The organism is Variovorax sp. GW821-FHT09D07, assembly GCF_059416345.1.
Window position 1 is genome coordinate 123165 of sequence record NZ_JBWKOY010000001.1, and the last position, 23074, is coordinate 146238.

20 protein-coding genes are annotated in these 23074 nt (G+C 68.4%); 12 read left to right on the forward strand and 8 right to left on the reverse strand.

Annotated elements, in window-relative coordinates; all coding sequences use genetic code 11:
* Positions 1-12: 12 nt before the first annotated feature.
* The 4 genes from AC07OX_RS00565 to AC07OX_RS00580 all read right to left on the reverse strand — a co-directional run bounded on the left by AC07OX_RS00565 (position 13) and on the right by AC07OX_RS00580 (position 4545).
* Positions 13-1443: an MFS transporter gene (locus tag AC07OX_RS00565; RefSeq protein ID WP_495262942.1), complete on the reverse strand. Its 1431-nt coding sequence runs from the start codon at positions 1441-1443 to the stop codon at positions 13-15.
* A gap of 1 nt (position 1444) precedes the next feature.
* Positions 1445-2662 carry a multidrug effflux MFS transporter gene (locus AC07OX_RS00570; RefSeq protein ID WP_495262941.1) on the reverse strand — a complete coding sequence of 406 codons (1218 nt, stop codon included), beginning with the start codon at positions 2660-2662 and terminating at the stop codon, positions 1445-1447.
* 99 nt (positions 2663-2761) lie between these two features.
* Complete coding sequence (locus tag AC07OX_RS00575) at positions 2762-3373, reverse strand: pyridoxamine 5'-phosphate oxidase family protein (protein ID WP_495262940.1); 612 nt, start codon at positions 3371-3373, stop codon at positions 2762-2764.
* The gene (locus AC07OX_RS00580; RefSeq protein ID WP_495262939.1) at positions 3370-4545 is read right to left on the reverse strand and encodes an MFS transporter; all 1176 of its coding nucleotides are present in this window, start codon (positions 4543-4545) and stop codon (positions 3370-3372) included. The genes AC07OX_RS00575 and AC07OX_RS00580 overlap by 4 nt, the downstream gene beginning before the upstream one ends.
* A gap of 78 nt (positions 4546-4623) precedes the next feature.
* Here AC07OX_RS00580 and AC07OX_RS00585 point away from each other — a divergent pair, with 78 nt between their 5' ends.
* Positions 4624-5505 carry a LysR substrate-binding domain-containing protein gene (locus tag AC07OX_RS00585; RefSeq protein ID WP_495262938.1) on the forward strand — a complete coding sequence of 294 codons (882 nt, stop codon included), beginning with the start codon at positions 4624-4626 and terminating at the stop codon, positions 5503-5505.
* Positions 5506-5583: 78 nt separating this feature from the next.
* Entirely contained in the window at positions 5584-6804 is a 1221-nt protein-coding gene (locus AC07OX_RS00590) for an MFS transporter (RefSeq protein ID WP_495262937.1), read from the forward strand.
* Between the two features lie 10 nt (positions 6805-6814).
* Here AC07OX_RS00590 and AC07OX_RS00595 read toward each other — a convergent pair whose 3' ends face one another.
* Complete coding sequence (locus AC07OX_RS00595; RefSeq protein ID WP_159276978.1) at positions 6815-7372, reverse strand: methylated-DNA--[protein]-cysteine S-methyltransferase; 558 nt, start codon at positions 7370-7372, stop codon at positions 6815-6817.
* Positions 7373-7412: 40 nt separating this feature from the next.
* On the opposite strand from AC07OX_RS00595, the gene AC07OX_RS00600 reads away from it, so the two are divergent.
* Genes AC07OX_RS00600 through AC07OX_RS00630 form a run of 7 tightly spaced genes read left to right on the forward strand, consistent with a single transcriptional unit; the run spans position 7413 to position 14763 of the window.
* Positions 7413-7568: a hypothetical protein gene (locus tag AC07OX_RS00600; RefSeq protein WP_495262936.1), complete on the forward strand. Its 156-nt coding sequence runs from the start codon at positions 7413-7415 to the stop codon at positions 7566-7568.
* A 56-nt stretch (positions 7569-7624) separates the two neighbouring features.
* Entirely contained in the window at positions 7625-8227 is a 603-nt protein-coding gene (locus AC07OX_RS00605) for a GspH/FimT family pseudopilin (protein ID WP_495262935.1), read from the forward strand.
* Complete coding sequence (gene pilV, locus AC07OX_RS00610; RefSeq protein ID WP_495262934.1) at positions 8224-8820, forward strand: type IV pilus modification protein PilV; 597 nt, start codon at positions 8224-8226, stop codon at positions 8818-8820. The genes AC07OX_RS00605 and pilV overlap by 4 nt, the downstream gene beginning before the upstream one ends.
* Positions 8817-9806 (forward strand): PilW family protein, encoded by a 990-nt coding sequence (locus tag AC07OX_RS00615; protein ID WP_495262933.1) that lies wholly within the window; start codon positions 8817-8819, stop codon positions 9804-9806. The genes pilV and AC07OX_RS00615 overlap by 4 nt, the downstream gene beginning before the upstream one ends.
* Positions 9803-10411, forward strand: a complete 609-nt coding sequence (locus AC07OX_RS00620) for a pilus assembly PilX family protein (protein ID WP_495262932.1) — start codon at positions 9803-9805, stop codon at positions 10409-10411. The genes AC07OX_RS00615 and AC07OX_RS00620 overlap by 4 nt, the downstream gene beginning before the upstream one ends.
* A gap of 4 nt (positions 10412-10415) precedes the next feature.
* Complete coding sequence (locus AC07OX_RS00625; protein WP_495262931.1) at positions 10416-10919, forward strand: type IV pilin protein; 504 nt, start codon at positions 10416-10418, stop codon at positions 10917-10919.
* 49 nt (positions 10920-10968) lie between these two features.
* Positions 10969-14763 (forward strand): pilus assembly protein, encoded by a 3795-nt coding sequence (locus tag AC07OX_RS00630; protein ID WP_495262930.1) that lies wholly within the window; start codon positions 10969-10971, stop codon positions 14761-14763.
* 27 nt (positions 14764-14790) lie between these two features.
* Here AC07OX_RS00630 and AC07OX_RS00635 read toward each other — a convergent pair whose 3' ends face one another.
* Both AC07OX_RS00635 and AC07OX_RS00640 read right to left on the reverse strand, forming a co-directional pair.
* Complete coding sequence (locus tag AC07OX_RS00635; protein ID WP_495262929.1) at positions 14791-17847, reverse strand: FAD-binding and (Fe-S)-binding domain-containing protein; 3057 nt, start codon at positions 17845-17847, stop codon at positions 14791-14793.
* A gap of 9 nt (positions 17848-17856) precedes the next feature.
* On the reverse strand, positions 17857-18570 hold the full coding sequence (locus AC07OX_RS00640; RefSeq protein WP_495262928.1) for a GntR family transcriptional regulator: 714 nt from the start codon (positions 18568-18570) through the stop codon (positions 17857-17859).
* Between the two features lie 121 nt (positions 18571-18691).
* Between AC07OX_RS00640 and AC07OX_RS00645 the strand changes: the two genes are divergently transcribed.
* The 3 genes from AC07OX_RS00645 (at position 18692) to AC07OX_RS00655 (ending at position 22117) form a co-directional block, all read left to right on the forward strand.
* Positions 18692-19936, forward strand: coding sequence for a pyridoxal-phosphate-dependent aminotransferase family protein (locus tag AC07OX_RS00645; RefSeq protein ID WP_307638170.1), 1245 nt, complete (start codon positions 18692-18694; stop codon positions 19934-19936).
* Between the two features lie 133 nt (positions 19937-20069).
* Positions 20070-21047, forward strand: a complete 978-nt coding sequence (locus AC07OX_RS00650; RefSeq protein ID WP_070060655.1) for a Bug family tripartite tricarboxylate transporter substrate binding protein — start codon at positions 20070-20072, stop codon at positions 21045-21047.
* A gap of 305 nt (positions 21048-21352) precedes the next feature.
* Positions 21353-22117, forward strand: coding sequence for a fumarylacetoacetate hydrolase family protein (locus AC07OX_RS00655; protein ID WP_495262467.1), 765 nt, complete (start codon positions 21353-21355; stop codon positions 22115-22117).
* On the opposite strand, the gene AC07OX_RS00660 is transcribed toward AC07OX_RS00655, so the two are convergent.
* Positions 22066-23028, reverse strand: a complete 963-nt coding sequence (locus AC07OX_RS00660; protein WP_095948546.1) for a LysR family transcriptional regulator — start codon at positions 23026-23028, stop codon at positions 22066-22068. The two genes, AC07OX_RS00655 and AC07OX_RS00660, sit on opposite strands and share 52 nt — an antisense overlap.
* Positions 23029-23074 lie beyond the last annotated feature (46 nt).

A 23074-nucleotide genomic window follows, 5' to 3' on the forward strand; every position in this document is an offset into this window, starting at 1 on the left:
ACCCTACCTTATTCAGGCATGCGGACTTGTCGTCTTCAGCCGCAGACTGCTGAAAACCGCCGCCACCGCCGCGCAGCCCGCTGCCAGCACCAGCGCCACCACCGGGCCATGCCCGCCGTGCGGGCTCCAGATACTGAACACCGCCGCCAGCACCACGGCCCCGAGCGTCTGCCCCGTGAGCCGCGCCGTGCCCAGCATGCCGCTGGCCGCACCACTTCGGTGCGCGGGTGGCGAACTCACGATGGTGTGGTTGTTGGGCGACTGGAACAGGCCGAAGCCCAGGCCGCACAGCGCCATGCGCCAGGCGATGTCGGCATTGCCCGGGTGCGCCGGCAGCGCCGCCAGCAGCGCCAGGCCCGTGGCCAGCAGGCCCAGGCCAATGCCGCCCAGCAGCCCGTCGGGATAGCGCCCGATGAGCCGACCGGCGATGGGCGCCATCACCACGATGGCCAGCGGCCACGCCGTGATCAGCAGGCCGGCCTCGATGTGGCTGCGGCCGTACACGTCGAGCAGCAAAAACGGCAGCGCGATGTAGGCCAGCATCTGCGCGCAGAACGCCGCCACCGAGGTGCCCATCGACAGCGCGAACACCGGGATGCGCAGCAGGTCGATGGGAAAGAGCGGCACCGCCTGCGTGCGCTGGCGCCGCAGGTAGACGAAGCCCACCGCCAGCCCGGCCGCCAACGTGGCCCAGGCCGACCACGGCGTGCCCGTGGCCTGCACCCCACCCTCGCGCACGCCCAGGTGGTCCACGCCGAGGAAGACCAGCGAGAACATCAGCACGTTGAGCGTCACGTCGACCAGCGAGAAGCGCGCGCCGGCGGCCGGCGCCGAGCGGTTGAACGGCAGCGCGCGCATGCCGAGTGCGAAGGTGACGATGCCCAGCGGCACGTTGATAGCGAAGAGCCACGGCCACGACGCCACCGACAGGATCGCCGCCGCCACCGAAGGCCCGGCCACAGACGAGGTGGCGACCACCAGCGAGTTGATGGCCATGCCCCGCCCCAGCTGCGCCGAGGGGAACGTGAGCCGCACCAGCGCCGCGTTGACGCTCATGATCCCCGCCGCGCCCAGCCCCTGCAGCGCGCGCGACGCGATCAGCGTGGCGAGCGAATTGGCGAAGGTCGCGGCCAGCGACGACACGGTGAACACCGCCATGCCCACCAGGTACACGCGCCGGTAGCCCACGAGGTCGCCCAGCGAGGCCAGCGGCAGCAGCATCACCAGCGTGGCGATCTGGTAGGCGTTGACCACCCAGATGGCCTGCGCCGGCGTGGCCTGCAGCTCGCGCGCGATGCCGGGCAGCGCCAGGTTGACGATGGTGCCGTCGAGCACCGACACCGTGAGCCCGAGGATGATGACCAGCATCGCCCAGCCGCGCGCGGGCGCGGCCAGGCCGTCGAGCTGGGCCTGCGGGCCGTTGCCTGTCATGGCCACCGTCATGTCAGGCCTCCTGCGCCCTGCCCTCGGTCGGCTCCGAGCGCACACCGCCGAGCGTGAGCCAGGTCAGCACCAGCGCGATGAGCGCGCCGGCGGCCATGCCTGCCACCATCGGCAGCGGCCGGCCGTTGGAGAACAGGCCCACCACCGCCATCGCGAGCGCGCCGGTCAGCATCTGCAGCGTGCCCAGCAGCGCCGAAGCCGTGCCGGCGATGGCGCCGTGCATCTCGAGCGCCAGCACGCCGGTGGTCGGGATCACCAGGCCCATGAAGCCCGAGGCGATGAAGTACAAGACGATCAGCACCCACAGGTTGTCGCCGCCCATCGCGAAGTACACGAACATGGCGACCATCGCCACGCCGCAGCAGGCCACGCCGAACTTGACGAGGTTGACCAGCCCGTAGCGCTCGCCCAGCGAACCCGTGAACTGCGAGGCCGCGATGAAGGCCGCCGCGTTCACGCCGAAGGCCACGCTGTACATCGCGGGCGACAGGCCGTAGTGGTCGATCATCACGAACGACGAATTCGCCAGGTAGGTGAAGAAGCCCGCCATGGCGAAGCTGCCGATGAACACCAGCCCGAGGTAGTGCCAGTCGCGCAGCAGCAGCCAGTAGGCCGACAGCGCGCTGCCCAGGCTGCTTTCGACACGCTCGGAGGCCGGGCGAGTTTCGTCGAGCAGCTTGACCATCATGGCCAGGCCCGCCACCGCGGCGATGGTGACGGCCCAGAACACGCCGCGCCAGCCGGTGAAGGCGATGACCAGGCTGCCCGCGAGCGGCGCCAGGATGGGCGACACGCTGAACACCAGCATCAGCAGCGACATCAGCCGCGCGGCGTCGGTGCCCGTGTGCAGGTCGCGCACCACGGCGCGCGGAATCGCCATGCCGGCGGCCGCGCCCAGGCCCTGCACGAAGCGCAGCGCGATCAGGGTCTGGATGTCGGTCGCCAGCGCGCAGCCCACGCTGGCCAGCGCGAACAGCACCAGCCCGGCATACAGCGGCGGCTTGCGCCCGACCATGTCGGAGATCGGGCCGTAGAGCAACTGGCCCGCGCCGAGCGACAGGAAGAAGGCGGTGAGGCTCATCTGCACCGCGCCGATGTCCGCATGCAGGCTCTGCCCGATGGCAGGCAAAGCCGGGAGGTACATGTCGATCGCGAAAGGCCCGATGGCGGAGAGCAGGCCCAGCAGCAGGGCCATTTTGAAGAACGGAGAAGAACGCATTGGGTCGATTGTGGCGAAGGCTCGCAATCGGTGCAGGCGTGGGGTCGGCGGCTTTCGCCGCTAGTGCATTCGTTCTACCGGGTGGTACGCCGCGCCCCTTCAGTACAGCGTGGCCTGTTGGCGCGCGGGCAGTTCGCGGTCGTAGGTGGCGCCGTCGAAGGCCGCATCGGTCAGCGCCGAAAGGATGGCGCCCGGCGTCGGCACGGTGCGCGGCGCGTCTTCCGACACCGGCGCCCAGAGCTTCGAACGCTGGATCGCGCGGGCGCACTGGAAGAACACGGTCTCGACGCTGATCTCGATCACGCACTGCGGCGCACGCCCTTCCACCGCGAAGCGCGCCAGCAGCTCGGGCGCCACGCTGATGCGCGCGCGCCCGTTCACGCGCAGCGTCTCGCCCACGCCCGGAATCAGGAACAGCAAGGCCACGCGCGGGTCGACCACGATGTTGCGCAGGCTGTCGATGCGGTTGTTGCCGCGCCGCTCGGGCAGCAGCAAGGTCTTGTCGTCCTGCACCGCGACGAAGCCCGGAGCGTCGCCGCGCGGCGAGGCATCGAGCCCGCCGGGGCCTGTGGTCGCGAGCACCGCGAACGGCGACGCGGCGATCAGCGCCTGGTAGCTCGGGTGCAGGTACGGCACTTCCTTCTTGAGCGAGGCCTCGCCCGGCAGGCCGAACAGGGCTTCGAGTTGGGCGACGGTGTCGATGGTGGTCATGGGGTGATGTTCTCCTGAATCGGGGTGGGTGGCGATGCGCGCCGGACACAGGCCAGCGCCGCCACCGCCAGCAACAGCGCGGCACTGCCGTAGATCCACGGCGGCGAAGCAATGGGCAGCAGCACGCCGGCCAGCAAGGGTCCGGCGCCCGCGCCGATGTCGCGCCAGACCGCGCGGGCCGCCAGCGCCCGCACGCGCTCCGGCCCGGGCGTGCGACGCGCCACGATGGGCGGCAGCAGCGGCACCTGCAGCGCGCGCAGCACCACGATCAGCGCCGCACAGCTCCACAGCCAGCCCAGGCCGAAGCCCACGAGCGCGAGCGACGTCACCAGCGACAGGCTCACGAGCAGGCGCTCGGCGCCGAAGTGCTCCGCCATGCGCCCGCCCACCGGCCCAAGGAAGATTTCCGCGAGGTAGCGCAGCGCCATCAGCACACCGGCCACGATCACCGCGCCGCCGGGCAGCAGGTCCTTGCCGAGGTACGACAGGCCCACGATGAACAGGCCGTCGAGCGCCAGCCCTTCGATGAAGGACCAGCCGTCCAGCGCGTTCGGCCGCGAGAAGCGCCGCGTCGGCGCGGCACTATGGTGCGGCTTCGACGGCAGCCGCCGGGTGACGAACAGCGCGAGCAACGACACCACCGCCAGCACACCGAAGATCGCGCGCGGCCCGACCGTGTACGCCAGCAGCGCAGCGAGCGGCAGCGCGAGCACCGGCCCGGTCGCGATGAAGGCGCGCGAACGCCCGCTGCGCCGCGCGGCACCGATCGGGTCGGCCGTGGCCAGGGCCTGCGTCGACAGGTTGAGCGCCGCGAAGCACAGGCCCCAGGTCAGCCGCAGCGGCAGCAGCGCCCAGAAACCCGAGAGCGTGGCGTAGCCCAGCCCGCAGCCGGCGGCGGCCACCACGGCCAGCGTGCAGCTCGCCCGGTCGCCGTGGCGCGCATAGAAACGCGCCACCCAGCCGTAGCCCGCGATGCGCACCAGCCGGTTGGCCGCCAGCAGCAACCCGACCTCGGCCAGCGAGACGCCGAACTGCGACGCGTACATGGGCAGCAGCAGGTACAGCACCACATCGGCCGGCAGCGAGAGGCCGAGCGCCATGGCGGCGTGGCGGGAATCCAGGTCGGTGGAACGGGCGGGAGCGGCGGGAGAAAGCGGTGGTGCGGCGGACATCGAGCCCGTATCGTGCCCGCTCGCGCTGCCCGCCGACAAACGACATTCCCGCGCGGCATGCGTGAGAAAATCGCACGCATGCCGCTTCGCGAACCGCCCCTCCATGCCGTGCGCGCCTTCGTCGCGGCGGCCCGCCACCTGAGCTTCACGCGTGCCGCGGTCGAGCTGCACGTGACGCACAGCGCGGTGAGCCGGCAGATCAAGAGCCTCGAGGCCTGCCTGGGCGTGGCGCTGTTCGAGCGCCGCATCCGGCAGGTCACGCTGACGCCCGAGGGCCAGCAGTTCTTCGCGGAGACCGAACCCGCGCTCGCGCAGATTCACGCGGCGGCCCGTGCGCTGCAGCTGCAGGGCCCGGCGCGCGCGGTGCGCATCAACGTGCGGCCCTCGTTCGCGGTGCGCTGGCTGATTCCCCGGCTGCCGTCCTTCGTGGAACGCCATCCCGATATCGAGCCGCAGGTCGTCACCAGCACCGTCATGCCCGAGCAGGCCACGGACAGTTTCGACATCGCCGTGCGCCGCGGCCTCGAAGGCTGGCCGTCGTCGATCCAGGTGCGCCCTTTCCTCGAAGACGAAGTGCTGGTGGTCGGCGCACCCGCGCTGTTCAAGGCGCAGCCGCTGCCCGACCTGCGCGCCCTCGCCTCGCACGTGCTGCTGTCGGCGCGCACGCGCAAGGACGATTGGGACGACTGGAAGCAGCAGGTTGGCGCACCGCGCGCGCGGCCGGCCGGGCGGCTGCAGTTCGATCACCTGCACTTCGTGCTGCAGGCCGCGGTCGACGGGCTGGGCATCGCGCTGGCGCCGACCTCGCTGGTGACGCACGACCTGGCCTCGGGGCGGCTGCAGTCGCCGTTGCCTGGGATGCGGATGACGCTGGAGCGCTACTACTACGGCCTCGCACCCGATGCGGCGCCCGAAGCGGTGTGCGTGGCCGAGTGGTTCGAGCAGATGAACGCGAGCTGAGGCTTCCAAGTCCGTAAACGGCCAGCGGCAGACGGGCGCGGCCCCGAGGATGCGGTCTTTCTCTTCGTGTGCCGCCCCATGCCCTCGCCCCTTCCCCGTTCCTTCTCCCACCTTGCCTGGGCCAATCTGGCGGCGCAGTCCGCCGAACAACTGAGCCTCGCAGCCGTGCCGCTGGTGGCCGTGCTCGCGCTCGGCGCCGGGCCGGGTGAGATCGGCTTTCTCGCGGCGGTGCAGACGCTGCCCTTCCTGCTGGTCTCGCTGCCGATGGGCCTGCTCGCGGACCGCATGTCGCGCCGTCGCCTGATGGTGTGGGCCGAGGGCCTGCGCGCGGTGTCGCTGCTGGCCTTGCTCGGCATGGTGCTGTCGTCGACGCTGGGCATCGGCGGGCTGGCCGTGCTCGGGTTCCTCGGCGCGGTCGGCACCGTGGGCTTCAGCGTCGCGGCGCCCGCGCTGGTGCCGGCCCTCGTGCCGCGCGACGCGCTGGCGCGCGCCAACGGGCGGCTGGAGCTGGCGCGCAGTGCCGCCTTCACGGCCGGGCCCGCGCTCGCGGGCGCGCTGGTCGCGTGGGCCGGCGCATCGTCGGCCTTCGTGCTGGCGTCGGTGCTGTCGGTGGCGGCCGTGGGCCTGTTGTTGCGCCTGAACGAAGCGCCCCGCCCCGCGGCCCCGTCGCGCCATCCGCTGCGCGACGTGCACGATGGTGCGCGCTTCGTCTGGCAACACGCGTTCCTGCGGCCGATGCTGATGACCGGTGCGGTCTTCAACATCTCGTGGTTCGTGCTGCAGGCGGGCTATGTGCCCTATGCCGTGCGCGTGCTGGGCCTCGGCGCGCAGGCCGTGGGCTTCACGCTCGCGATGTACGGTGCAGGCATGGTGGTCGGTGCGCTCCTGACGTCGCGCGTGACGGCGCGGCTACCTTTCGGGCGCGCGATCCAGGTCGGGCCGGCCGTGGCGGTGGCCGCCGCCGCGACGATGGCGGCCACGCTCGTCGTGCCGACTGCCTCGCTGGCCGCGCTCTCGTTCTTCCTGTTCGGCGCAGGGCCGATGGTCTGGGTCATCACCTCGACCACGCTGCGCCAGAGCGTGACGGCCTCGGCGATGCTGGGCCGCGTGTCGGCGGTGTTCCTGACGGTGAACGCGGGCGCACGCCCCGTGGGCGCGGCGCTCGGCGGCCTGGTCGGTGCCTTGTGGGGCGAGCCGGCCTGTCTGCTGCTGGCGCTCGCGGGCTTCGTGCTGCAGGCCGCGATCATCTTCGGTTCGCGCATCGCGGGACTGCAACAACTGCCCGTGCCGGCGGCCTGACCGTTCAAGCTCAGAACAGCGAGCGCGTTCCGCTCGGCGTGGCGCCTTCGATGTCGAGCATGCGCAGCTTGGTCAACGCGCCACCGCCCGCCGAGAAGCCGCCGGGCTTGTTGCCCGCGGCCAGCACGCGGTGGCAGGGCACGACCGGCGCGAAGGGGTTGTGGCCCATGGCCTGGCCGACCGCACGCGACAGGCCCTTGTCGCCCAGTTCTTCGGCCACCTCGCCGTAGGTGCGCGTCTGCCCCGGCGGAATGCGCCGCGCGATCGCATAGACGCGCTGATGGAACTCGGACACGCCGCGCATGTCGAGCTCGATGTCGCACAGGTCGTCGGTCGCGCCTTCGAGCAGCGCCTGCACGCCCGCGATGGCGTGCTGCGCGCGCGGCGACGGCGGGGCTTCTTCCAGGTCAGGAAAGCGCCGATGCATGCGCGCACGCGTCGCGGCTTCGCCCCGCTCTTCAGGCAGTTGCACACCGACCAGCCCCTGCGGCCCCCAGGCCAGCGCGCAGACGCCGATGGCGGTCGGGAACAAGGCAAAGCCGGAATCGGAAGGAGATGCGGCAGTCATCGGAGCATTGTGATTCAAGGTTGAAAAACGACGCGCGGACATGGGCGCGAAGACCTCTTCCGCAGAAGAGCAAAAGTACCAGCCAAACACCCCGAAATACCAGACTTTCATTCGGCGCTTCGAGGCATTTCCGCTCATCCTTTCGAACGCACCGAATGTCGGCAAGCCGTTGTCGGACATGTGCATCGCCCCCTAGTCTCGCGCCCAGAAGTTGTCGGCTGAAATTCCAAAACAACAGGGAGACACATGCACATGAGGCCACGCGATTCTTCGCGGTCGGCGCGGCTGCGCGACCAGCGCGGACTGACGGCCATCGAGCTGATGGTCACGCTGGCGATCCTCGCGATCCTGATCGGCATCGCGGCGCCTTCGATGACGCGCTTCATCGTGCAATGGCGGCTGTCCAACGCCATCAACGCCGTGACCGGTTCGCTGCGCACCGCACGCACCGAAGCCATTGCCCGCGCAAGACCCGTCGTCGTCTGCCAATTGCGCGCAGGCACCGCGGTCGAGTGCGAAACCGGCTCGGGCGGCAACGATTTCGCGGCCGGCTGGATCGTCTTCGCCAAGAACGACCGCGACGCCGACTTCGCCTATTCCGAGTCGACAGACGAGGTGCTGTTGCGGCAGGACGCACTGCCCGGCATCGCGAAGATCGCCCTGGGCAAAGCCGGCCGTTTTGTCTTCCTGCCCAATGGTCTGGTGAGCTCGGGGAGCAACAGCATCACGGTCGAGGCCCCCGGTTTCGAAACAGCCAGTGCCACCCCATGGGCACGCAAGACGCTGTGCATCAGCAAGCCCGGGCGCATCCGCTACGCCGCGGAGGGCGAAGACTGTTCGGGCAACGACGAATGAAGCGCCCCACACAACGCGGCGCCACCCTCATCGAGGTGCTGGTCGCCATCGTCATCCTGGCCATCGGCCTGTTCGGCATGGCGGGGCTCACCTCGGCGGCCCTCAAGTACAACCAGTTCTCGCGCATGCGCGCCACCGGCCTGAGCCTGGTGAACGACTACGCGGAACGTGCTCGCGCCAACCTCGCGGGCTTTGCCGGCTACACCCACGCCAAGGCCTACAACGCCAGCACGCGCGAAGCGGCCTCCACGGACCCCACGCCGCCGCCCGCCGCGTGCGAGGTCGACACCTCCGTTCCCGACAAGCCGGTCAACACCTGTGGCGCGGCCATTGCTGCCTACGACCTCGCGCAGTGGCTCACGAATGTCGGGAACCGGCTGCCCGGCGGCACGGCCTACGTCACGACGGAACTGGCCGACGCGGCCTCCGGTGTGAACGGCCTGCCGGCCACGCGCGTGCTGAACATCTGGCTGATTTGGCGCGCCATCGCGGAGGACGCGGGCTTCGGGCTGCGCCAGGCCTGCCCCATCGCCGGCGCCAACATCGCGGCCCCGGCAGAGGTGAACTGCATGTACTTCCGGGTCACGCTGTGAGCACCGTCTGCACTGCACTCCCACGCACGCGCAACGCGGCCCGCGGCTTCACGCTGATCGAGCTGATGATCTCGCTGACGATCGGGCTGGTGATCCTGGCAGCCGCCCTGTCCACGTTCTCGACCTCCAGCCGCAGCAGCGAGTTGTCGCAGGCCGAGACGCAGTTGAACGAGGACGGCATCCTCGCGCTCAACCTGATCCAGCAGCAGCTCAAGCAGGCCGGCTATTCGCAGCAGCTCATCCCGAGCAACGGCGCCACAGTGATGGGCAACTACGCCGGCCCCGCCGTGCGCGGATGCACCGGCGGATTCACCGACGCCGCAGCCGCCTTCGACAAGCTGTCGTGCACAGGCAAGGGCAGCGACGCCATCGCCATCCGCTACGAAGCCACCACCGACAACACCATGCCCACGGGCACCGACGCCAAGCTGGCGACGAACTGCCTGGGCAACGGCATCAACGCGCTCACGCCGTCGCAGGTGAACCCGCCGCCCACGCCGGCACCCGGCAACTACGCCCTGGCCGACAACCGCTATCTGGTGACAGACGCGAGCACGGCGCCGATGCTGTCGTGCCGCGGGATGGAAAAGCGCGACGCCGTCAACGCCATCGGTGCCTCGCAACCGCTGCTCGCCAACGTCGAGAGCATGCGCATTCTGTACGGCGTGGCCAACCGTCCCAGCATCGAGCTGGCGGCCACCTACGACCCGCTGCGACACCAGATCGTCAAGTACCTGGATGCCGCGGGTGTCGATGCCCTGCCCGGCAGCGGCGTCCTTGCCGATCTCGCCGAAGACCGCTGGAGCCGCGTGCTGAGCGTGCGCGTGTGCCTGCAGATGCGCAGCGACCGGCCGGTGCGCGACGTGCCCGACGGTGGCCTTGCCTACAAGCGATGCGACAACACCGACCGCACCAGCACCGACGGCTACCTGCGCAGGACCTTCACCACCACGGTGCTGCTGCGCAACCGCCTGATCACCCCATGAACACGAAGCCATCCCCTCTTCCGCGCCGCATCGCCGGCCGTGCGTGCGAACGCGGCGCCGTGCTGATCGTCACGCTGATCCTGGTCGTGATCCTGTCGCTGGTCGGCACCTTCGCGATCCGCAATGCCACGCAGAGCGAGCGCAGCGTGAACGGCATCCGTTCAACCGAGGTCGCGCGCGAGGCCGCCGAGACCGCGCTGCGTTTTTGCGAACAGGTGGCCATCTTCGACGGTGACGACAAGGACTACACCGAGTACGCCTCCGTCGGCATGCGCGCCCGGATCATCACGACCCCCATCGGCTCGGAGTTCGACGAAACCGCGGCATGGCGCAAGAAGGCCAGCTGGGTGGGCAACAGCGCGATCGTCGTTCCGAAGGCCTACGTCAACAAGAAGCCCACCGGCACCACGGTCGACGCGACGCCCCTGGAGATCGAACCGCGCTGCCTCATTCAGAAGATCGCCACCACTTCGACGCCCAGTCTGACCGGCTACCTGATCACCGCCCGGGGCTTTGCCAACAACGCCAGGTTCGAGAAGTCGACCGGCATCGCCACCCAAGGCGCCGAAGCGTGGCTGCAGTCCGTGCTGACGCGCGACAAATGACTTCATGACCTTCATCGCCATGACACACCTGTCCCCCGGTTCCTTGCACTCCCGCCGCGGCTTCACGCTGATCGAAGTCATGGTCGTCGTCGCGATCGTCGCCATCCTGGCCGCCATCGCGCTGCCGAACTACCAGGAGCACGTGCGCCGCTCCAAGCGCGCCGAAGCCCAGGGCATCCTGATGGAGGCCGCGCAGTTCATGCAGCGCTACTACTCGGCGAACGATCGCTACACCGCTGCCGCGGGTGATGCCGGCGAGGAGACCGAGCAGAAGAAAGGCGCAGAGAGCCTGTTGCCCAAGGCCTTGCAGCAGTCACCGAAGTCCGGCGCCGCCAACTACACCATCGCCGTCTTCGCGCGCGACACCCCACCCAGCTACATCCTCAAGGCCACCCGCACCGGCAGCATGACCGGCGATCGGTGCGGCACGCTGACCTTGAGCGGCCTGGGTGTGAAGGACATGGACGACGAGGTCGCGGGACTGCTGACGAAGGAGTGCTGGCGATGAATCTCGCACGCCTTATCAGCGCCCCACTTTCAACCGCAGGGAAAACCGCATGACCGCCACGCGCCCGTTTCTTTTTCCGGCACCCGCCAGGGCCGCACGCACGCTGCAAACCTTCGTCAGTCTCGCTGCCGCGTGGGGCGCGGCGGTTCTTCCCCTTGGCGATGCGCTGGCTGCCACGACGCCGAGCCAGGCCCCGCTGTACAACGCCGTGCCGGGCGCCAAGCCCAATCTGATGTTCGTGCTGGACAACTCCGGGTCGATGGCGGAGGAGGCTCAGGACGGGTATGCGGTCGAAGACAACTGCCCCAAAAGTGGCCGGAATTGCGACGGAAGGTACGGCTGGTATGCCATGCGGTCCAGCGACGTCAACACGCAGTACTACAACCCGGCCATCACCTACACCGCCCGAGTGAATTCGAACGGCACGCCGCAGAGCAATTCGACGTTCTTCGTGGACAACCAGTTGTCAGACAACCGAAGACCGGATCACAACGCCGGTACAACGGCCGGGTCGAGAAAGTTCACCTACGTCCAATGCAAGAACGGTGACTGTTCCAGCGCCGCAAACCGGTCCGAGACCACCATCAGCAATCCGTCCACTTCCGGCACCATCAAGTTGCCCCTCGGCCACAAGCGTACCGACTGCGGGCCGAATGCCGCCCAGTGCACCACGGAGCAGGAACGCCAGAACATCGCGAACTGGTATGAGTGGTACCGCTCCCGCACGCTGGCGGTCAGCACGGCCCTGGGCCTGGCGATGCAAAGCTACGACAACAAGTTCAGGGTGGGCTACGTCCAGTACAACAACAACGGAGACGATGCGCTGGGCATCGTGAGTGGCGTCAACTACTTCAGGGACGAAGCGGCCGCGAACGGAAAGAAGTGGAAGACCAACTTCTACGATTGGATCTACGGCATCAACCCCAAGGGAGGAACACCAAGCCACAACGCCCTGGTGCTCGCGGCCGACTACTACGCCGGCAGCACGACGAAGCCCATCACGTCTGCCCCCCTGACCCCCCCCTGGAAGAACGATCCCAACGACCCGAAGAGCGGCGAACTGAGCTGCCGGCGCGCCTACAGCATCGTGCTGTCCGATGGCGCCTGGAACGCGAAAACCGCGCAAGGCATCGACACGCAAAAGACCGCCAGCAGCGCAAGCATCAATTTCGACGGCAAGCCGTCGGCAAGTGCCACTGCATTCAGCTACGACCCGAAGGGTGCGCCCGGCTACGACAGCACGGATGCGCTGAAGAAGCTGAACGCCAGAAACACGTACATCCCCTACGGCGACGGCGGCACCAGCAGCAACGGGTTCGCCGACCTCACGGCCCGCTACTTCTGGCATACGGATTTCTCCAAGACGCTCCCCAACGACGTTCCCCCGATGGGCGGCCAGCACAACCCCACGTTCTGGCAGAACATGACCACCTTCACCATCGGCTGGGGCCTGACGCCTTCGGGCGACGCAGGCAGGACCGGCGGGCTGACCTGGGCGCAGATCGAGAGCTACAACAACGATTGGCTCGCCGGCAACGCGGCGAAAAAACCCAACTGGCCCACCAGCGACCTGAACGATGGCGACAAGACGAGCGATGCACAGCGCGTGGACGATTTCATCCACGCCGGCTTCACCGGTGGCGGCCGTGCCTACAGCGTGTACTCGGGCGACGACGTGCGCCGGGCGCTCGACAACGCACTGAGCAGCATGGTCGGGTCCGGCAACGACGCCGGCGTGGCCGTGTCGGGCAACAGCAACGAGTTCCAGACGCTGCAAGGCCAGTACAAGTACACGACCGAGTACCAGACCGCGGACAACAGCGGCGACATCAAGGCCTTCGAACTGAATGCCGACGGTGACTACAACGCGGTCGACAAAGCAGGCAAGCCGATCCCGGCCTGGTCCGCCAATGTCAGGATGCCCTCCGCGAACAAGCGGTCGATCTTCGCCTTGTCGAACTACGACCCCAACGCCCCCGCATCGGCCCTGCGCACGGTGCTGACCAACGACACGCGACTGGACAAACTGCCGGCCGATTTCCAAGCCCTGCTCAATGCGGACAAGCAACAGGCCGCAGACGAGAGCTTTGTCCGCTACCTGCTGGGCAGCGACCCGCAGAAGGACGCCGACGGCACGGTCTACCGGTTGCGCAAGCAGCCCATCGGCGCCTCGGTCAACTCGCCGCCGGTGTTCGTGGGCGGGCGTTTCGACATGGGCTATGGTCCCTTGAGCGCGGTGGACGGCAGAGGCACCCCATATGCCGACTACAAGGCGCTCAAGAGCTCAGCCCCTCCCACTATCTTTGCCGCCACCAACAACGGCAAGGTCCACGTGCTGAACGCCGCCAGGAACGACGCAGGGGGCATCGAGCTGGCCGCCTTCATGCCCAAGGGCGCCATGGCGTCGCAGGTCGACCTGGCCAATCCGAACTTCCGCTTCCGCTACACGCTCGACGGCCCGCTGGTCGAGCAGGACGTGTACGACAAGAACGGCGTGGCGCCGGCAGGTGGAAAGAACACATGGCGCCAGTTGGTGTTAGGCACCGGCGGACGCGCGGGGCCGTTCATGTACGGCCTGGAATCGCCCTTGAGTGCCACAGGCCGAACGCCGACGCAGAATCACTTTCTCTGGGAGGTGAACAACAAGCACAAGGACTACGCCGACCTGGCCCACGTGACCAACAACCCGGTCGCGGGCCAACTGGACGACGGCACCTGGGTCATGCTGACGGGCAGCGGTCACTACCCCGAGACCGGCAAGCAGGTCGGGCTGTACGTGGTGGAAGCGCTGACCGGCAAGCTCAAGAAATTCATCGGGCTCCCCACGGAATATGGCAACACCGCCACTGACGGCAACCGCGGCCTGGGCGGCGTGGTCGCCGTGCGCGACACCACCCGCCGCATCGTCGCAGCCTACGCTGGCGACGCGAACGGCAACCTGTTGCGTTTCGACCTGCGCAGCGCAAAGCTCGGGACGTCCTCCAAGGGTCAGCTGCTGTTCACCACGCAGGGCGGCAAGACGCAGCCGATCTACGCCGCACCGGCATGGCAGGTCCACCCCGGCGACGGAAGCACCTGCACGTACAGCGCGTCCACGCAGTGCGGCGCCATCGTGGTCGTGGGCACGGGCATCCTGCTCGACGAGGAAGACCTCGCGACGCCCACCAGGAAACAGGCCATCTACGGCATCTGGGACCCGACGCCCATCGGCGGCGACGCCAAGGCCGACGCACGCAAGGTCGAACTCGCCGACCTCGTGGAGCAAACCATCGACAAGGCCTCGGCAAAGGCCGGCTTGCTCGACGAGCGCGACAAGAACTTCTACCAGGTCAGCAGCAACGCCGTGGACTGGAAAACCAAGAAGGGATGGCTGCTGAACCTCGGCGTGATCCCCTACCCCGGGGCGATGGAGAACGGCGAGCGCGTGGTGGGCGACCTGGCAAACCTGGGCAGCAGCGTGATCGTCACGTCCTTCCTGCCGGAGGACAAGAACCTGGGCATCGAGTCCTGCACGGCCACCGGCAGCCTGCCGAACAACACTTACGTGCTGGACGCGTTGACGGGCAAGAACAAGTATTCGTTCGACGTCGATGGCAACGGCAGCTTCGATTTCTATTCGATCGTCTCGAACCCTGCCGGCGGTTTCACGCGCGGCAACGTGACCTCGCGCAACATGGTCGGCCAGCCCAACGAAGGTCGCCCCGATGGCAAGCCCGAAGTCAATTGCACCAATGAAACGGGCTTCCTGACCGGCGTGGGCGACACGCAGAAGATCGGCGACGGCTGCGGGGTGTCGCGCACCTGGCGCCGCAGCTGGCGCCAGGTGGTCTCGCCACCCTTCTGAGTTCCGAAAGAGAAAACCGCAGCCGCCTCAGAGCATCATGTGCCGCGCCAGCAGCACCGCCACATGCACCGCCTCGCGCTGCGCCCCGTCGCCGATCTGGTGCCTGCAACTCGTGCCGTCCGCCACCACGATCGCATCGGGCCTCGCGCGAATGGCCGGTAGCAGGCTCGCCTCGGCCATCTGCATCGACACCTCGAAGTGGCTGGCCTCGTAGCCGAAGCTGCCGGCCATGCCGCAGCATGAGCTCTCGATCAGCTCGGGCTCGGCGCCCGGAATCAGCTTCAGCACGTCCATGATCGGACTCACCGCGCCGAAGGCCTTCTGGTGGCAGTGGCCGTGCAGCAGGATCGGCGCGGTGGCCGGCTTCAGCGCGAGTTCGAAGCGGCCGGCCTTGCGTTCGCGGGCGATGAACTCCTCGAACAGCAGCGCCTGCTTCGCGACGGCCTGCGCCTTGTCGCCGAAGCCCATCACCAGCGTTTCGTCGCGCAGCGTGAGCAGGCACGAGGGCTCGAGCCCGACGATGGGAACGCCCGCCTGCGCCAGCGGCAGCAGCGCGTCGATCAGCGCTCCGGCGCGAATCTTGGCTTCGTCCACCATGCCGCTGGCCAGGAAGGTCCGGCCGCAGCAGTGGTGCCCGCCGCCCTTCTCCACCGTGTGCAGCGCATAGCCTGCGGCGTGCAGCACGCGGGCCGCCGCAAAGACGTTCTCGCTTTCGAAGGTGCCGTTGAAGGTGTCGACGAACAGCACGGCGACCTTCTCGCCACGCGCCGCGGCGGCCAGCACCGAGGCCCGATCGGAAAACAGGCCGGCCGCCACCGCGTCCTTCGCACGCCAGAAGGTGTCCGCACGCCATTCGGGCAATGAGCGCTTGGCCGAAAAGCCCAGCATCTTCTCGCCCAGCCATGCCGCGCCCGGCACGCGGTTGCGCAGGTTCAGCAGCCACGGCATGCGGCTGGCGCGGTGCGCATAGTCGGGCATGTAGGCGACCAGCTTGTCTTTCAGCGTGTGACCGTGGCGCTTCTTGTAGTGGTCGAGAAACTCGACCTTCATCTTCGCCATGTCGACACCGGTCGGGCAGTCGCGCTTGCAGCCCTTGCAGCCGACGCACAGGTCCATGGTCTCGTGCATGGCCTCGCTGGTGAAGGCGTCGGCGCCGAGCTGGCCCGACAGCGCCAGGCGCAGCGTGTTGGCGCGGCCGCGCGTCAGGTGCTGCTCGTCGCGCGTCACGCGGTAGCTGGGGCACATGGTGCCGGCGTCGAACTTGCGGCAGTGGCCGTTGTTGTTGCACATCTCCACGGCCTTGGCGAGGCCGCCGGTGCTGTCACCGCCGGTGCCCGGCGCGGTGGTGACCTCGGTCACGGGGTCGGCGTTGACATTCCAGCCCGACCAGTCGAGCACCGGCTTCAATTCGATGCGGCGGTACGGCTTTGGCGCGGTGGGCGGCGCAAAGCGGAACAACGCGCCGTCGTCCATGCGCGGCGGGTCGATGATCTTGCCGGGGTTGAACAGGCCGATCGGGTCGAGCTGCTGCTTGATCGCGCGAAAAGCCTCGTTGATCGCCGGCCCGAACTGCCATTCGATCCATTCGCCGCGGCACAGCCCGTCGCCGTGCTCGCCGCTGAACGCGCCCTTGTACTTGCGCACCAGCGCGCTGGCCTCTTCGGCAATGGCGCGCATCTTGGCCGCGCCGTCGGCGCGCATGTCGAGAATGGGCCGCACGTGCAGCGTGCCGACCGAGGCATGCGCGTACCAGGTGCCGCGGCTGCCGTACTTGGCGAACACCTCTGTCAGCGCGTCGGTGTATTCGGCCAGGTGCTCGAGCGGCACCGCGCAGTCTTCGATGAAGCTCACGGGTTTGCCGTCGCCCTTGAGGCTCATCATGATGTTGAGGCCGGCCTTGCGCACCTCCCACAGGTTCTTCTGCCGCGCGTCGTCGGCCATCTCGACCACGCTGCCGGGCAGGCCGAGGTCGCCCATCAGCTCGACCAGCCGCTTCAGTTGAGGCAGCAACGCAGCCTTGTCGGCGCCCGAGAACTCGACCAGCAGGATCGCAGCGGGCTTGCCGATCAACGCCGTTTCCACGGTCGGCTTGAACGCGGGGTTGGCCAGGCTCAGTTCGATCATCGTGCGATCGACCAGCTCCACCGCGGTCGGCCCGAGCTTCACGATGTGCTGCGCCGCGTCCATGGCCGCATGGAAGGTCGGGAAGTTCACGATGCCCAGCACCTTGGCGCGCGGCAGCGGCGCCAGCTTGAGCTTCAGGCTGCGCGTGTAGGCCAGCGTGCCTTCGGCGCCGATGAGCAGGTGCGCCAGGTTCACGCTGCCGTCGGCCGTGTACGGCTTCTCGCTCTGGTTGTCGAAGATGTCGAGGTTGTAGCCCGCCACGCGGCGCATCACCTTGGGCCAGTGCTTCGCCATGGCCTCGCCATGCTGGCGCGCCAGCCCGTGCACGAACTGCGCGATGCCCGCCGCGCGCGCGCCCAGCTGGCCCAGCGGCCCGAACTCGACCAGCTCGCCACTCGACAGCCACGCGCTCGCGCCCAGCACGTTGTGCACCATGTTGCCGTAGGCGATGGAGCGCGAGCCGCAGGAGTTGTTGCCCGCCATGCCGCCCAGCGTGGCCTGCGCGCTGGTCGACACGTCGACCGGGTACCAGAGCCCGTGCGGCTTGAGTTGCGCGTTCAGGTGGTCGAGCACCAGGCCCGGCTCGACCGTCGCCGTGCCCTCTTCCACGTTCACCTCGAGCACCTTGCGAAAGTGCTTGCTGTTGTCGATCACCAGCGCCGCGCCCGTGGTCTGGCCGCACTGGCTGGTGCCGCCGCCGCGGGCCAGCACCGGCACCTTCAGGTCGCGCGCGATGTCGATGGCGGTGGCGATGTCGCGCTCGTTCGTGGGCACGAAGGCGCCGACCGGCGTGATCTGGTAGATCGACGCGTCGGTGGCGTAGCGCCCGCGCGAGCCGTCGTCGAACAGCACCTCGCCCTGCGTGTCGGTGCGCAGCCGGCGCGCCAGCAGTTCGCAGGTGTCGTTGGGCGGAAGAACGGTTCCGGCTGGCTGCATGTGGCTGGCGGGGTCGATGCGCATGGTGGGTGCTTAACTCGCGTTGTTGCTCGTGGTCTTGCTCTTGGCAGTGGGGTAGATCTGCCCGGCGCGCAGCAGCTCCAGCACGGTGTCGCGCTTGCGCAGCACGTGCGCCGTGAGCACCTTGCGCATGGCCTGCGCGTCGCGCGCGGCCAGCGCCTGCACCATCTGCTCGTGCTCCTCGACCGCGTGCTTCCACTTGGTCTCGTCCTGGTTGGTGCGAAAGCGCAGCGACTGCACGCGGGCGTTGATCGAGCGGTAGGTGTTCGACAGCACCGGGTTCGCCGCCGCGTCGTTGATGGCCGTGTGGATGCGCGCGTTCAGGCGGTAGTAGCCCGACAGGTCGCGCCGCGCGAAGCAGGCCATCATTTCGTAGTGCAGCGCGCGCACCTCGGCCAGTTCTTCGTCGGTGATGCGCTTGGCCGCCAGCTCGCCCGACATGCCCTCGAGCATCGCCAGCACCTCGAAGGTGTTGAGCACGTCGGCCTCGGTGAGCTTCACCGCCACCGCGCCGCGGTTGGGCAGCAGGTCGACCAGCCCCTCGGCCGCCAGCAACTTGATGGCCTCGCGCAGCGGCGTGCGCGACACGTTCAGCTGCAGGCACAGCTCGCGTTCGTTGAGCTTGGCGCCGGGCGCGATGCGCCCCTCCACCAGCATGGTGCGCAGGCGCGCCACCACCTGGTCATGCAAGGCCAGCCTGGAGATTTCGATGATTTCAGCGGTCATGTTAGGTTCCCTTGTCTGCATTTTGAATGCAAAAAATAGCCGACACAACTTGGGTTGATAGGTGTAAACCAGCATACATAAATGCATTTTGAATGCAAAACTGAGCGCACAAGGAGAGCCCATGCTGCAACTCGACATCCACCCCACCGGCCGTCACTTCCTCCAGATTCCCGGCCCCAGCCCGGTCCCCGACCGCATCCTGCGGGCCATGAGCCTGCCCACCATCGACCACCGCGGACCCGAGTTCGGCACGCTGGGCCTGAAGGTGCTCGGCGGCATCAAGGAGATCTTCAAGACGAAGCACCCGGTCGCCATCTACCCCGCGTCGGGCACCGGTGCATGGGAAGCCGCGCTCGCCAACACGCTCAGTCCCGGCGACCACGTGCTCATGTACGAGACCGGCCACTTCGCCTCGCTGTGGCAGAAGATGGCCACGCGCCTGGGCCTGTCGACCGAGTTCCTGGCCTACACCGGCACCGACGCCCACCTGCCGAACGCCCCCAGCTGGCGCCGCGGCGTGCAGGCCGAGCTCATCGAGGCGCGCCTGCGCAAGGACACCGAGAAGAAGATCAAGGCCGTGTGCGTGGTGCACAACGAGACCTCCACCGGCGTCACCTCCGACATCGCCTCGGTGCGCAAGGCCATCGACGCGGCGGGCCACCCCGCGCTGCTCATGGTCGACAGCATCTCGGGCCTGGCCAGCGCCGACTACCGCCATGATGAATGGGGTGTCGACGTCTGCGTGAGCGGCTCGCAGAAGGGCCTGATGCTGCCGCCCGGCATCAGCTTCAACGCCCTCTCGCCGCGCGCGCTCGAAACGGCCAAGCACGCCAAGCTGCCCAAGGCCTTCTGGGCCTGGGACGAGATCGTCGAGATGAACAAGGACGGCTACTGGCCCTACACGCCCAACACCAACCTGCTGTACGGCCTCTCGGAATCGCTGGACATGATCCTCGGCGAAGGCCTGGACAACGTGTTCGCGCGCCACCAGCGCTGGGCAGCCGGCGTGCGCGCCGCGGTCAACACCTGGGGCCTGCCGATCCAGTGCGCCGACCCGTCCGTGTACTCGCCCGTGCTCACCGGCGTGATCACGCCCGAGGGCGTCGATGCCGACGCCGTGCGCCGCCTCATCCACCAGCGCTTCGACCTCTCGCTGGGCACGGGTCTCGGCAAGCTCAAGGGCCGCATGTTCCGCATGGGCCACCTGGGCGACAGCAACGACCTGACGCTCGTGGCCATGGTCGCGGGTGTCGAGATGGGCATGAAGCTCAGCGGCATCAAGCTGGCGGGCAGCGGCGTGCAGGCGGCGATGGACTATTTCGCGAGCCACCAGGCCGCACCGGTCGGCCTGCAAAAAGCAGCCTGAACCCGGCGCACGCCAACCCACACGGGCCGCAGCGCATCGCTCGAACGATGCGGCGGTCCACCACCACCCTGCCGGGCCCGCGCAAGCGGCTCCCGGCACGCATCGGATTCCCCAACCGACGGAGACAAAGAAGATGCAAAGACGTTCCCTGATCCAGGCCGCCGCCGGCGCGGCCGCCACGCTGGGCGTGCCCCGGCTGTTCGCGCAGGAGTGGCCCACGGGCCCGGTGCGCATCGTGGTGGGTTTTCCACCGGGCGGCGGCACCGACGCGCTCGCGCGCGTGGTCGCGCAGAAACTCACGACGATGTGGGGCCAGCAGGTCATCGTCGAGAACAAGGCCGGCGTCGCCGGCGTGCTCGCGGCCGACTACGTGGCGCAGCAGCCCAGCGACGGCAGCACCCTGCTCATGGCCCACATCAACAGCCACGCGCTCGCGCCCAGCCTGCAGCCCAAGCTGCGCTACAACGTGGAGCGCGACTTCGTGCCGATCGTGCTCGTGGGCGTCACGCCCAACCTGCTCATCGCCAACCCGGGCCAGAAGGCCCTCAGCGTGAAAGACATCGTCGCCGCCTGCAAGGCCGCGCCCGGCACCGTGAGCTTCGGCTCCGCCGGCGCGGGCTCGGCCCAGCATCTGGCGCTGGAGATGTTCAAGCTGCAGGGCGGCGTCGATGCGCTGCACGTGCCCTACAAGGGCAGCGGCCCGCTGCTGGCCGACCTGATGGGCGGGCAAATTCAATACAGCTTCGAGACCATGACTGCCGCCACGCCGCACGTGAAGAACGGCCGCGTGCTCGCCGTGGCGCAGACGCGCACCAAGCGCGCCAAGGGCCATCCGAACGTGCCGACGATGCAGGAGCAAGGCTTTGCCGGCTTCGAGGCCACCACCTGGTACGGCCTGGCCGGCCCCGGCAAGCTGCCCCCGGCCATCGCGCAGAAAGTGAACCGCGACGTCAACACCGTGCTCGCGATGCCCGATGTGCAGGAACGGCTCGACACCTACGGCGCGGAAGACGGCGGCGGTTCGCAGGACAAGTTCAAGCAGTTCATCAGCACCGAGATCGCCAAGTGGGCGAAGGTCGTCAAGGACGGCAAGGTGCAGGTCGAGACTTGACAGTTGTCGTTCAGGGCGACGCTCCCGCCGACGGGGAGCCTTGCTCCGCGAATGTCCCCCGGGGCTGCGCCCCTCCTCCTTGATTTCGCTGCGCAAGGCACCCCGTCGGCGTGAGCGAGTTCAGAGCGGTTGTTGATCGGCCGCACACCAACAGCGCGTCCATGTGCCCAGGACACTGGGTGCTTCCCGCAGCGAAATCAAGGAGGAGGCCGCAGGCCGGGGGACATTCGCGGAGGGAAGTACCCGGTGGCCTGGGCACGCGCCCTGAACAAACGAACCCAAGAGAAACTGAGAAGATCCCCAAAATGACGCCCGACCAAAAAGCCCTCACCGAAGCCCTCATCGCCGCACGCCAAGCCAACCGCACGCTCGACGCAACCCCGTGGACCGACGCCCTGCCAGACGCACCTCAAGCGTATGAAGTGCAAGACGCCGTAGCAGCAGCCCTCAGCTGGTTCGACGGCGTCCCGAAGACCTGGAAGTCCGGCGGCGGCTCCCGCAGTGCCACGCTCACGCACGCTCCGCTGCCCCCGCACGGCGTGCGCCAGAGTCCCGCCAACTTCAGCGACCTCACATTCCACACCCCTGGCATCGAGGCAGAAATTGCATTGAGACTCGGCCAGGACGTCACGCCCGCCCAAGCCGCCGCACTCGACCACGACAACTCGGCAGCCCTCATCGACGCCATGGCCGTCTCCGTCGAAATCGTCGATGCCCGCTGGCAAGACCTGGCTGCCACGCCCGCCCTGCTGCGCCTGGCCGACTCGCAAGTCCACGGCGCACTCGTACTCAGCGACTGGCAACCGTACGCCGCCGTCGACTGGGCCTCGCAGCGCTGCGAAACGAAGATCGGCGACGCAGAAACGGTGGTGCGCGAAGGCACGCATCCGCTGGCCGATCCGGCCTGGCTGCTGCCGATCTGGCTGCGCCACCTCACGCGCCACGGCCAGACCGTGCCCGCCGGCACCGTCGTCACCACCGGCTCGTGGGTCGGCGTGCTGCCCTGCCGCCGCGGCGATCAGGTGACTGCCGAATTCCCCGGCATCGGCGCCGTGCGCTTGAGCGTGTAACGCCCGCCGCCCACGCCCGAGCACGCCACCAGGAAGTCGAGCACCGCCCGCACCCGCGCGGGCAGCGTGCCGGCCTTGCCGATGTACACCGCGTGGATCGGCTCGATCTCGCCCGGGTTGAACTCCTCGAGCAGCGGCACCAGCCGGCCGGCATCGATGTCGTGCTGGATGTGATACAGCGACAAGCGCGCCACGCCCGCCCCCGCGATCGCCAGCTGCCGCAGCGTCTCGCCGTCGCCCGCGCGCACCGGCCCCGCCACTGGCAACATCACCATGCGGCCGTCGACACGCAACGGCCAGTCCGGCGTGTTGCGCCGGTAGCTCCAGCCCAGCCGGTTGTGCGCCTCCAGCTCCTGCGGCGTGCGCGGCGTGCCGTACTTCGCCAGGTAGTCCGGCGCGGCCACGATGGCCTGGCTGGTTTCGCCCAGGCGCCGCGCCACCAGGTCGGACGACGGCAACTGGCCCCAGCGGATCGCAATGTCGGCCCGCTCGTCCATCAGGTCGACGATGCGGTCGGTCAGCGCAATGTCGAGCGTAATCTGCGGATGCATCTCGAGCAGGCGCGGCACCAGCGGCACCAGCTTGTGGTGCCCGAAAGACACGCTGGCGTTGATGCTCACCCGCCCGCGCGGCGCCGCACCGGCCGCGGCACAACGCTCGGCCTCGTCCATGTCGGCCAGCACGCGCGTGCTGCGCTCGTAGAAATGCAGCCCCTCGGGCGTGAGCTGCAGCTTGCGCGTGGAGCGGTGCACCAGCTGGATGCCCAGGCGCAGCTCGAGCCGCGCCACCAGCTTGCTGACGGCCGAGGGCGTCATGTCCAGCAGCCGCGCCGCCGCCGAGAAGCCGCCCGCCTCCACCACCTGCACGAAGGCCTCCATTTCGCCGGAGCGGTTGACGTCGATGCGCGGCATGGCCTTCCTTTATTGTGACTTGAATTCACAAGTGCATGTACTGGCT

What these genes read in the sequence shown, in the direction of transcription:
- AC07OX_RS00565 (WP_495262942.1), bottom strand. Translation starts at nt 1,443, where the DNA reads ATGACGGTGGCCATGACAGGCAACGGCCCGCAGGCCCAGCTCGACGGC.
- AC07OX_RS00570 (WP_495262941.1), bottom strand. Translation starts at nt 2,662, where the DNA reads ATGCGTTCTTCTCCGTTCTTCAAAATGGCCCTGCTGCTGGGCCTGCTC.
- AC07OX_RS00575 (WP_495262940.1), bottom strand. Translation starts at nt 3,373, where the DNA reads ATGACCACCATCGACACCGTCGCCCAACTCGAAGCCCTGTTCGGCCTG.
- AC07OX_RS00580 (WP_495262939.1), bottom strand. Translation starts at nt 4,545, where the DNA reads ATGTCCGCCGCACCACCGCTTTCTCCCGCCGCTCCCGCCCGTTCCACC.
- AC07OX_RS00585 (WP_495262938.1), top strand. Translation starts at nt 4,624, where the DNA reads ATGCCGCTTCGCGAACCGCCCCTCCATGCCGTGCGCGCCTTCGTCGCG.
- AC07OX_RS00590 (WP_495262937.1), top strand. Translation starts at nt 5,584, where the DNA reads ATGCCCTCGCCCCTTCCCCGTTCCTTCTCCCACCTTGCCTGGGCCAAT.
- AC07OX_RS00595 (WP_159276978.1), bottom strand. Translation starts at nt 7,372, where the DNA reads ATGACTGCCGCATCTCCTTCCGATTCCGGCTTTGCCTTGTTCCCGACC.
- AC07OX_RS00600 (WP_495262936.1), top strand. Translation starts at nt 7,413, where the DNA reads ATGGGCGCGAAGACCTCTTCCGCAGAAGAGCAAAAGTACCAGCCAAAC.
- AC07OX_RS00605 (WP_495262935.1), top strand. Translation starts at nt 7,625, where the DNA reads ATGAGGCCACGCGATTCTTCGCGGTCGGCGCGGCTGCGCGACCAGCGC.
- pilV (WP_495262934.1), top strand. Translation starts at nt 8,224, where the DNA reads ATGAAGCGCCCCACACAACGCGGCGCCACCCTCATCGAGGTGCTGGTC.
- AC07OX_RS00620 (WP_495262932.1), top strand. Translation starts at nt 9,803, where the DNA reads ATGAACACGAAGCCATCCCCTCTTCCGCGCCGCATCGCCGGCCGTGCG.
- AC07OX_RS00625 (WP_495262931.1), top strand. Translation starts at nt 10,416, where the DNA reads ATGACCTTCATCGCCATGACACACCTGTCCCCCGGTTCCTTGCACTCC.
- AC07OX_RS00630 (WP_495262930.1), top strand. Translation starts at nt 10,969, where the DNA reads ATGACCGCCACGCGCCCGTTTCTTTTTCCGGCACCCGCCAGGGCCGCA.
- AC07OX_RS00635 (WP_495262929.1), bottom strand. Translation starts at nt 17,847, where the DNA reads ATGCGCATCGACCCCGCCAGCCACATGCAGCCAGCCGGAACCGTTCTT.
- AC07OX_RS00640 (WP_495262928.1), bottom strand. Translation starts at nt 18,570, where the DNA reads ATGACCGCTGAAATCATCGAAATCTCCAGGCTGGCCTTGCATGACCAG.
- AC07OX_RS00645 (WP_307638170.1), top strand. Translation starts at nt 18,692, where the DNA reads ATGCTGCAACTCGACATCCACCCCACCGGCCGTCACTTCCTCCAGATT.
- AC07OX_RS00650 (WP_070060655.1), top strand. Translation starts at nt 20,070, where the DNA reads ATGCAAAGACGTTCCCTGATCCAGGCCGCCGCCGGCGCGGCCGCCACG.
- AC07OX_RS00655 (WP_495262467.1), top strand. Translation starts at nt 21,353, where the DNA reads ATGACGCCCGACCAAAAAGCCCTCACCGAAGCCCTCATCGCCGCACGC.
- AC07OX_RS00660 (WP_095948546.1), bottom strand. Translation starts at nt 23,028, where the DNA reads ATGCCGCGCATCGACGTCAACCGCTCCGGCGAAATGGAGGCCTTCGTG.